This is a genomic window from Bradyrhizobium elkanii WSM2783 (assembly GCF_000472865.1).
In the GTDB taxonomy this organism is placed as follows: domain Bacteria; phylum Pseudomonadota; class Alphaproteobacteria; order Rhizobiales; family Xanthobacteraceae; genus Bradyrhizobium; species Bradyrhizobium elkanii_A.
In genome coordinates this window covers 1-9,356 of record NZ_AXAP01000154.1, presented here as the reverse complement: position 1 = coordinate 9,356, position 9,356 = coordinate 1, and the positions used below count along the sequence as shown (strand labels likewise).

At 60.2% G+C, this 9,356-nt stretch carries 9 protein-coding genes and 1 pseudogene; 5 read left to right on the top strand and 5 right to left on the bottom strand.

The window, feature by feature from the left end; all coding sequences use genetic code 11:
* Positions 1 to 603 (bottom strand): alpha/beta fold hydrolase (locus YY7_RS59815; RefSeq protein WP_155255668.1); only part of this gene is annotated, 603 nt, incomplete at its 3' end.
* 35 nt (positions 604 to 638) lie between these two features.
* On the bottom strand, positions 639 to 806 hold the full coding sequence (locus YY7_RS61575) for a hypothetical protein (protein WP_155255667.1): 168 nt from the start codon (positions 804 to 806) through the stop codon (positions 639 to 641).
* A 1,117-nt stretch (positions 807 to 1,923) separates the two neighbouring features.
* Here YY7_RS61575 and YY7_RS55870 point away from each other — a divergent pair.
* From YY7_RS55870 to YY7_RS0148245, 5 genes and pseudogenes are all read left to right on the top strand, one after another.
* A pseudogene (locus tag YY7_RS55870) lies at positions 1,924 to 2,615 on the top strand (glutathione S-transferase C-terminal domain-containing protein).
* Entirely contained in the window at positions 2,548 to 3,147 is a 600-nt protein-coding gene (locus YY7_RS64890) for an amidase family protein (RefSeq protein ID WP_349642727.1), read from the top strand. The pseudogene YY7_RS55870 and the gene YY7_RS64890 overlap by 68 nt, the downstream one beginning before the upstream one ends.
* Positions 3,144 to 4,202 carry a transglycosylase SLT domain-containing protein gene (locus YY7_RS55865; RefSeq protein WP_035693067.1) on the top strand — a complete coding sequence of 353 codons (1,059 nt, stop codon included), beginning with the start codon at positions 3,144 to 3,146 and terminating at the stop codon, positions 4,200 to 4,202. The genes YY7_RS64890 and YY7_RS55865 overlap by 4 nt, the downstream gene beginning before the upstream one ends.
* Before the next feature lie 511 nt (positions 4,203 to 4,713).
* Positions 4,714 to 6,168, top strand: coding sequence for an amidase family protein (locus YY7_RS0148250; RefSeq protein WP_028169235.1), 1,455 nt, complete (start codon positions 4,714 to 4,716; stop codon positions 6,166 to 6,168).
* A gap of 16 nt (positions 6,169 to 6,184) precedes the next feature.
* Positions 6,185 to 6,769, top strand: a complete 585-nt coding sequence (locus YY7_RS0148245; protein WP_028169234.1) for a TetR/AcrR family transcriptional regulator — start codon at positions 6,185 to 6,187, stop codon at positions 6,767 to 6,769.
* 57 nt (positions 6,770 to 6,826) lie between these two features.
* Here the strand turns inward: YY7_RS0148245 and YY7_RS65410 are convergent, their stop codons facing one another.
* From YY7_RS65410 to YY7_RS61565, 3 genes are all read right to left on the bottom strand, one after another.
* The gene (locus YY7_RS65410; protein WP_433994579.1) at positions 6,827 to 7,315 is read right to left on the bottom strand and encodes a GDCCVxC domain-containing (seleno)protein; all 489 of its coding nucleotides are present in this window, start codon (positions 7,313 to 7,315) and stop codon (positions 6,827 to 6,829) included.
* A 170-nt stretch (positions 7,316 to 7,485) separates the two neighbouring features.
* Positions 7,486 to 8,019, bottom strand: coding sequence for a YkgB family protein (locus tag YY7_RS0148230; RefSeq protein ID WP_028169233.1), 534 nt, complete (start codon positions 8,017 to 8,019; stop codon positions 7,486 to 7,488).
* Positions 8,020 to 8,139: 120 nt separating this feature from the next.
* Entirely contained in the window at positions 8,140 to 8,409 is a 270-nt protein-coding gene (locus YY7_RS61565) for a hypothetical protein (protein WP_155255666.1), read from the bottom strand.
* Between the last annotated feature and the right edge of the window lie 947 nt (positions 8,410 to 9,356).

Genomic DNA, 9,356 nt, shown 5'->3' with positions numbered 1-9,356 from the left:
AACCGCACCGTCGATGTAAGCGCGCAAGATAGCTTCATGGACATAGGCCGGCAGATGAGAGAAGACGTCCTCGTGTTGCTTGGCTGATTGAACAAGCGCTGATCCTTGAGGGCTGATTGCTACAGGGTCTATTAGAGTAAGCGATCTGTATTCGAGCCCGTCGAGCAGATGCCCNCGCAAAGCAGTGGATCCTCCGAAGTCGTGTGCGACGATATCCGGAGGACCGATGCCCCAATGTTCGCAGAGGGCCGCGAAGAGACGGTTTTGAATGCCTCTCGACACGTCAGCGTTCGGCATATCGGATCGACCGTATCCCAGCATGTCGAAGTAGTATACGCGGCGTTCCTGTGCAAGCAGAGGAGCAATCCGCCGCCATTCGACCGACGAAAATGGAGTGCCATGTAAGAGGACAGCGGGCGGACCATTTCCGATGCAATCCCAAGCAATCGAGTGTCCCCGAAAATCGAAACGATTTTGCAGTCGCCAGTGTCCGTCAAGCTGATCGACAGTTTTCACGAGGCTTCCCCTGGAACGGAGGTCACGCGGGCAAAACCGAGCTGAAGCGATAACGTTCCAAGGACACAGGTCCGCTGTTGGCCCCATGCAGCTGTTGGAGGACGTCTGCTATTCCGCCGCTGTCAGGGGAAAAGCAGCCATTCGGCGAACAGGCCAAAAATGACGCGAGTGACCGAAATGCGACATCGATCGCCGTGGTCCTTCGCATCCAGCGTATGATAGTCATTTCGATTTAGCACCTCCTCCGTCCCCGCCGGATCAGGCTGCGTTATCTCATCGAGGATCGGCATAGGCATTCCGTGGCAGGGCCTGGCGCGGCGAACGCTAGTCAGACCCGATAGCGGAATGCCGAGCTGCACTCCGGGGAAGCTCTCTTCGAGGGCGTGATCGCGGCCTGGTGGGAGGGGCCGCTACAGGTCACCTCCGCGGCCGAAGTCTCTCCACGAGATCATGGAGGAAAAGGAAAGCAATGAGCGCGACTGACCACTGGCAAGTCGTGCGACATGCGGATCTTTCTTTACACGCGTCTCTCGTTGCTCAAATATCTTCTGCGGTGGGTCAGGGTATCCACCCTGGAGCCCCCTCCACATCTGCCACAGATAGGAAGGCTTCTATGATCCTATTCAGGATAGTCTTCGCAGTAACCGCTGTCTTGCTAAGCGGGGATGCATTTGCGGAGCCAGGGATGTGGATCGGGACAGCCCCATTTTGCTTTGGGTCGCCAGCAGACTGCACTGATCTGGGAATGACATACGTGACGAGTGATCCAAACGGGGGCGACGGTGGCAAATGCTGGACTGGAACGAAAGTGTATTGTTCAGGTTATCCCGCCCCTGAAATTGCATTCATGGGTTATGATGCTTGTGACGGTTTTCAATGTCATCGAACGATGTGCGGTTTCAATCCCGGTCCGGGTCCGAGGGTAATCGCAAGTGAGTCTTGGTACTTCTGTCCTATCTGCGGCAGTGCAAATTTTAGAAGGATCATGAGATTGAACAAAGTTCCTGACGCACAGATTACGCGTGCTTGTCCGTGGCGATATTTCTAGGTTCGTGATCATCGGGCAGTGCGTAGGCGCAGTCAGCCACATGATCGCGCCCGCTTGTCGCCGATGCAGGTCTAATCCTTGCCCCCGTTGTGCTTGCAATCGCGGCATTTGAGCAGGTAGTCACCTGGCGTGCGGCAGATTGATGCGGAGCGGCAATGCTCGAATTTCCGCCGACGTTCAGCCCGCGCATCGACCGCGCGATCGAATAGGCTGGCTACTTCCGGTGTTGGCCCATAGCAGACGTTGGCATCCTCGATTTAATTGGTGGCCTAGACTATGCTCGGTGCACTGGGGGTGTCTGCCGGTCTTTTTCGACTGGTCAACTTTGAAAATAGCCTGCTTGAACCTGACAGGCCACCATGCTCACGCTTTATTCCTATCCGCCGCTGTTCGGCGTCGCCGACAACAATGGCTACGGTCTGAAGGTATTCGCCTTCCTCAAGCTCGCTGGCGTGCCGTTCCGGCACGAGCATATTTTCGATGCGTCGAAGGCGCCGCGCGGACAATTGCCATATATCGTAGATGGCCATGACAGCGTCGGTGACAGCGAGACCATCCTTGCGTATGCCACCGAAAATATGGCGTGACGCTGGACGTCGCGCTGACGCCGGCGCAGCGCGCGACCAATCTCCTCATCACACGCACGCTCGACGATCTCTACTGGGTGATGTCCTATTCCCGCTGGAAGGACGAGCGCTACTGGCCCCAGTTCCGCGATGCGCTCAAGCGCGAGCATCCGAGCCTTACCGATGACGGGTTGATGAAGGCCAGGGAGTTCAACATCCAGCGCTACTATTACCAGGGCATCGGCCGCTTCGAGGCTGACGCCGTGATGGCCCGCGGGCTGGCCGATCTCGCCGCACTCGCGAGCCTGATCCCGCGGCAAGGCTATGTGCATGGCGACAGACCGACGGCCATCGACGCCGGCATCTATGGCTTCGTCGCCAACATCTATTTCTACGAGATCGACACACCGCTGAAGTATTTCGTGGTCTCGCACGACGGTTTGGTACAACATTGCCGCTCCATCCATACGGCAGTCAGTATGTGAGAACGGAAGAAGATTAGCCGCCGATGCCGCACGGCTCGCAGCCGCTGCAGCCGCAGTTCGTAACGGCGACATCACGTCGGAGACCTACACCACGGCGCTTCTGCAGCGTGCCCGAGCGCTTACCGAACTCAATGCCGTCATCGCCATCGACGAGGCTGCCGTGCTCGCGGCCGCAAGGGACGTGGACAAGGCGCGTGCGGTTGGGGCGGCGCCGCCGCTGCTAGGCGCGCCGCTCGGGGTGAGGGGCAGCTATTTGGCGAAAGGGCTGCCCACGAGCCTGGGTCTCGACGGTCTCGCTCACTTCGTACCGCGGGAAGGCGCGGACATGGCGTCTGTCCTGTCCCTCGGCGGGAGGTGCATCAAGACCCCACTCCAATTTAGGCGATCTTGGCGAAGCGGTCGAGACAGGCCGCACCTGCGCCACAGGTGCGCCCTATTGTCTTCCCTTTGTCCCCTTAATCTGCGCACCAAGTCGGGGATCTGCAGTCGGAGTTGTATGGGGGAACCGCGGCAGCGCGGCTGGCGACATTGAAGATTTGGCAAGCAAGCTGTGTTGCCGGCGCGCTGATCGCGACTTCGCTCGCCGCGATTTGTCAAATCGCGGTATCGCTCCCCAGCGTCGCAACGCCGAATGCGAGAGTTGCTGATGCATTCAGCGCCGTCCCGCTGAATGTGACGAGGGTCCTGACAAACGCCCTGGCAGCGTTGCCGGACCCGGTCCTCGAGGCGAAATTCGATACAAGGTCATCGACTAATGCGATTGTTGCGGAGGGATTCAGCGCCGCGGCGCTGCCGTCCGATGTGACCAGTTCGCTGCCGCAAGGACGAACGTTGCACGCCAGTGCCAGCCTCGAGGCTGTGCCGCCCGAGAACGAGGCAACGCTACGACAGGGCCGTCCGCCTCCTTCGCCCAATCCGGACGAAGGCGAGCCGTCGTATCTGAAGTATTATGTCTACTCGGAAATTCCGCCGCCGGAGAAACCCGCGAAGATCGCCTTGTCGGCGTTGAGCGGCGTCCCGCTCGGAACGCCCGTCCAGGAGATCGAACGCGCGGCCAAGGCGTTCGATGTCGATGCCAATTTCATGAAGGCGGTCGCCAAAATCGAATCCGATTTCGATCCTAAGCAACGCACTGGCTCCTATATCGGTCTGTTCCAGCTGAGCAAGGCTGAGTTCGGCAAATACGGATCGGGCGACATCCTCAATCCTCGCGACAACGCGATGGCTGCCGCATACAAGTTCGTCACCGAGGCTGTTCTATTCGAAGTAATAACTCACAAGCAGCCGACGTTTTCCGATCTCTACCTGATCCACCAGCAGGGTGGGGAAGGAGCCGCCGAACACGTCAGCCATCCGCAGCGGATTGCCTGGAAATCGATGTGCGCGACCCAGGAGGGCTTGGCGAAGGGCGAGCGATGGTGCAAGCGCGCCATCTGGGGCAACACGCTGCCGGCGGTCAAACGCGAATGGAAGTCGGTCGATCGCCTCACCTCGGGCGCGTTCGTGGCGATGTGGCGGGACCGCGTCGACACCCTCTATGCCCGCTATCCGGCGCCGACGCTAGCGACGGCCGAACGCTTGAGATGACAGTTTGCGACTGCCCGCACGTCGTTTCGTCGGGAAGGTGTGTCGGCACTCTTGGGAGTCCAGTCCCGACGCAAAAGTCATGGGCTCAGCCTACCGGCCGTGACCATGGCGCCGGTGTGAAGTAGGCCAGCAGTCCCGCCGCCCGGAATGCTTGAGCAAATAGATGGCGTGGCTCCCGCAATCTGAGGAGCCCTGCGATCACTATGACGACGATGAGCCAGGTCTGTGGTTCGTCGAAACGAGTGATTGCCCCGGCTCAATCAATCGGCATCTTCCATGCTGAATGAGTGCGTAAGAGCGTGCTCGGCGGCGTGCACCCGCATGCTTGCCCTGGCCGCCGTTTGGCCGCTGCTGCCGGCGTCTCACCTTTATGTGTCTGGCGACGCCACATCTCCGCGAAGATCCCTATTGAATTACGATCGTGATTTTATATGATGATCGTAATTACATCGAGCTAAGCCGCCGTTCGTGGCAGTGAGATGCCGCGTCTCAGCTCTCTTGCGAGGATTTCATGGACGACGCAACCGCCGCTTCACGCCGCGCCGCATCGCGAGACACCGCGGACCTGGCCTCCCTTGGGCTCGCAGCCGCTGCAGCCGCGGTTCGTAACGGCGACATCACGTCGGAGACCTACACCACGGCGCTTCTGCAGCGCGCCGGAGCGCTTGCCGAGCTCAATGCCTTCATCACTATCGACGCGGCCGCCGTGCTCGTGGCCGCGCGGGACGCGGACAAGGCGCGTGCGGCCGGGTCGGTGGCGCCGCTCCTGGGCGTGCCGCTCGGGGTGAAGGACAGCTATTTGACGAAAGGGCTGCCTACGAGCCTTGGTCTCGACGGTCTCGCTCACTTCGTGCCGCGGGAAGACGCGGACGCTGTCCGCGCCATCAAGGGGGCGGGCGCTCTGGTCTTCGGCAAGAACAACCTCGTCGAGATGTCCTACGGCTTGACCGGTCACAATGCCCGCTATGGCCAGGTGAAGAACCCGTTCGCCCGCGATCGCGTGTCGGGCGGCTCGTCGAGCGGCTCCGCCGCATCCGTGGCCGCCGGCATCGTTCCCGCATCCTTAGGGGGTGATACCGTCGGGTCGATCCGGGTGCCCGCATCGCTCTGTGGCGTGGTGGGATTCAAGCCTACGACCGGGCGATGGCCGCGCAATGGCGTTGCGCCGATCTCCCATACCCTCGACACGACGGGCGTGTTCGCCCGCAGCGTTGAGGATTGCGCTCTTATGGATCAGGTGGTGACCGGTGAAATGGCCGCGGAGCCATCCGGGCGCGGATACGACGGGAAGGGGACCCGGCTGGCCTACGCGCCGCGTCAAGTTCTCGACCTCGTCGACCCGGAAATCGAAGCGCGTTTCCGCGAGGTGGTGCGCCGGCTGCGGGACGCCGGCGCCGAGGTCGTTGAGGTCGACCTTGGCGATGACTTCGGCGCCCTTACGCAGACAGCGACATGGAGCATCTTCTTCCATGAGACGATGGGCGCGATCTCTGAGTTCCTTCGCCGCCACGATATCCCGACCACGTTCGAGGAGATCATCGAGGGACTCAAGCCCGAGCTTCGGGACACGTGGAGACATGTGGTCTTGCCGGAAGCTGCAGGCGCTATCTCCGCAGAGGCCTACCAGACCGCATTGGCTGTGATCCGCCCGGAAATCCAACGCCGGCTCGACGAGGCGTTCGTCGCCCGAGGGGTGCAGGCCATATTGCAACCGACGACGCCCTGCACGGCGCCTTTGATCGAACAGCAGACGAACTTCCAAATCGCGGGGCGGCAGGTTAGTCACCTTACCCTGGCGAACCACACCGTGTTGGCGAGCAGCGTGGGCCTGCCGGGTATTAGCCTTCCGGCTGGCCTATCGCGCGGCGGCCTCCCCATCGGCCTTGAGCTGGACGCCCCCTTGGGGAGTGACAGGACGCTCTTGGACCTTGCACGCCGGATCGAAGGCGTCTTGTCAGCAGGCTAGGGAACGAGAAGGAACAATGCGTTTCGAGAAGGGTCATAAGGCGGCGACGCGACGGCACATCGTCGATGTGGCGTCGAAATGCTTTCGCCGAGACGGCGTCTCCGCCGCCGGGATCGGCGGGGTCATGGGCGAGGCCGGCCTGACCAAAGGGGCATTCTCTCCGCACTTCGACTCCAAGGAGGCGCTCGTTCGCGAGGCGCTGGCGAGTGCGCTCGCCGACCAGCAACATCGCCTCGATGAAGATCAGCGAAGGGGCCTCGATCTCGAAGGCGCGATCCGGAGCTACCTGAACCGCGCCCACCTTGAAAACCTGGCCGCGGGGTGCCCTTCGGCGGCGTTGCTCCCGGAAATCGCCCGCCAGCCCTTGCCCACCCGGCGGGCCTACGAGGAGGCGCTGCGAAGCTACGTTTCGACGCTGGCTGCACTGCTTCCAGATGCCGGCTCCGCAAAGAGCGTCCGCCGTGCGACGGCCATCTTCGGCCTCATGGTGGGCACCCTCCAGTTCGCACGGGCCGTGCCCGACGCTGCCCAGGCGGAGCAGATCCTGGAAGGCGGCGTCGAGGCTGCGCTGCAGCTGGCGCGAACGCCGTCTCCCCCATAGTCGCGAGTTCGGAGCGCATGAAACGTGGCCCCAGCTCGTGAGCTTGAGTCACAACCGTCAGGTCAAACACGATGCTCGGGCCGGCAACCGTTTTGGGGCAAAGCGGACATCAAGTGGTAGGCAGAGCCCGCGGAATGGGTCGAAAATGACCCACAACGGACCTCGTGCGGTGAACAGCGTTCCGCTATCAACACTGAGAGAGCTTCCCCCAGCGCGTTCTGTGGCCCACCATATCAGCCCGCTGCCACCGAGGATGATCACGCCCAAACAAACCCATCCAAGTATGCCGATGGTGACGACCTCCGCACCAGGCACCATCACGGGTACGGTCATGGCGAGGTAGTAAGGTCCGATGTATCGGCAGTGTGTACGAGTACAGCTTCGCGCATTCAGCATGCGCGCTGCGCCCATCCAGATGAGGACGATGATCCAGATCACGGACTTGGGCTTTAGCTTTGTGCCGTAGCCGGTGCATTCATAGAAAAACTGACAGGCATCCGTCGGCATAATCTCGACTTTCGCGACGGCGCAGTACGGACAAGTGATAGTCGATTGAAAAGCATCGGATCAGCTCTTGGGTGTGGACGGATAACTAGCCTTCGTGGTGGCCGAGGTTAGTTGGTTCACGTCGGCGTTAGCGTCGTCATAAATGACCGTTGCCGTCTTGTCCTTGTAGGACACCGCAACCAGCGCCCCGGGTAGACTCTTTGATCTTTTCAATTGTCTGCCAGTCGGAGCGCACCAGCCTTCAGTTCGGAAGATTGCAACGCCCGACCCGGGGTGACGATCCGTTTAACGTCTTCCTTCAGGAGGTAGACTGAGACGGCGAGCAGCACGAGATCCTTCAAAAGGAAGGCCGAACTATTCGTCATCGCTGGAAAGCCTCCGGCGCCAGCATCCCACGCGTCCGGAACGAACGGAAATGCCGTGAAGGTAGCGATGAAGGTGAAGGTCGAACCGAGGGCGCCCAGCATGCCCGCTTTGTTGTTCCAGAAACCCAGAAGCAGCAACGTGCCAAACGTCCATTCTGAGGTGCCGAGAAGAATGCCGGTGCCGCGAATGCCCAACACCGGAATCGTCCAGGAGATAAGCGGGCCGTGGGTAATTATGGGCAGCAGTCCTTTGATCTCCGATTCGAACCATTTGTCGTACCCGAACCATGCGAAGATGATCACCATTGCGGCGCGGAGCAGGTGATAATCGACCTTCAGGAGGCCCGTGCGGCCGAGAAGCTGAGCGATAGCGTTCATTTGGATTTTTCCTCAACGAGAAGGCCAAGCAATCCTCGGGATCGCACTCCGGAGCCAAGATCGCATCTGCGAGAGGTTCTTCACCTGATAGCCGCTCACCTCCTACCCAACGGCGTATCCTCAACGTTTGGGTGCGGGATGCCGATTTCGGACTTTTTCACCGTTTGCCAGGAGCTGATCATACAATCGGTCAATCTCGCGCGCCTGATCGGCCGTGACATCCTCCTGATGCAAGCCTCTCAGTTCATGCTCGGTTGGCTGGTAGTTGTGCCCATTGCGGATCGGCCATGATCCCTTGCGGCCTGACGAGGCGTCCTCTGCAGATCCAATGTTTGCCAGCAACAACAATGCCAGAGCCAATGTGACTCCATATACAAACTTGCTTGACATGATCCGCTCTCAAGCAGCTATCGAGCTCAAACGTAAAACCCACCTCATCAGGGAAAGGGAAATCAATACCGAACGTCAACCGACTTGCTCGGCAGTTTGATATCCGAAAAGTCTGATCGAGACGATAATCCGTCGTATTGAGTAGTGTGCGACGACTTCAACGCCTTGGCTTTCGAAAAACAACGATCTTTGTTCTCTAAGCACGTCAAACAAGTACGTGGCGAGCCCCGCTCAATCGAAGTCACTCGAGCATCTAGCGCGGCCGGAGGCGTGCCAAGGCGGCGCGACACGTTCACGTTCGGCACAATCAAGGCCCGTTCGGGCGCCACCCTTTTTGGCTAGGCCCGAAGTTGCCAGTCTACGAAACGGATAGGGCGCGCCAGTCAGACACTTCAGATTTTGGCCCATGGCCGAAACCCGGATTGAAGATTGCGACGTCAGCTTACTGGGTAGGTAGACCGGACCGAGCTTGTGGGGCCTTCGATCGCCCGCCCCTGACCCTCAACAGACATGCGGTCTGATCGGCTAGGTTCAGGAAGGTTTCGAAGTTATCAGTCTGTTCATGGAATCGGACAATGTGTGCACTTGTGGACATACGCGAGGCTCAAGCAGTAGTACACGCTTAGCCATCACCGCACGGTCCTGTGGCATTTATCGGTGATGAGAACGCCGGTTGCGCTCCCGCCTTCCCGAACCGAGGAGCCGCCATGCAGCAGCGACGCCGTTTCAAACAAACCACATCCCTAGATCAGCGCTTGACCGACGAAGCTCAGCGCTTGCGAAAAGAGGCGCGAGGCACCCCGCACGGCATCCGGCGCGAACGGCTTATCCGAAGAGCTCGTCAGGCCGAAACGGCCGCCCACATAGACGAGTGGCTCCGGTCGCCCGGACTGAGGGCACCCACATAATCCATCCAGTCGGCTGTTACGCCTGCACTCGGCGGACGA

Bases quoted from the DNA above. Each gene is read 5' to 3' on its own strand.
- YY7_RS0148230 (WP_028169233.1), bottom strand. From the start codon at position 8,019: ATGAACGCTATCGCTCAGCTTCTCGGCCGCACGGGCCTCCTGAAGGTC.
- YY7_RS61575 (WP_155255667.1), bottom strand. From the start codon at position 806: ATGCCGATCCTCGATGAGATAACGCAGCCTGATCCGGCGGGGACGGAG.
- YY7_RS0148245 (WP_028169234.1), top strand. From the start codon at position 6,185: ATGCGTTTCGAGAAGGGTCATAAGGCGGCGACGCGACGGCACATCGTC.
- YY7_RS0148250 (WP_028169235.1), top strand. From the start codon at position 4,714: ATGGACGACGCAACCGCCGCTTCACGCCGCGCCGCATCGCGAGACACC.
- YY7_RS61565 (WP_155255666.1), bottom strand. From the start codon at position 8,409: ATGTCAAGCAAGTTTGTATATGGAGTCACATTGGCTCTGGCATTGTTG.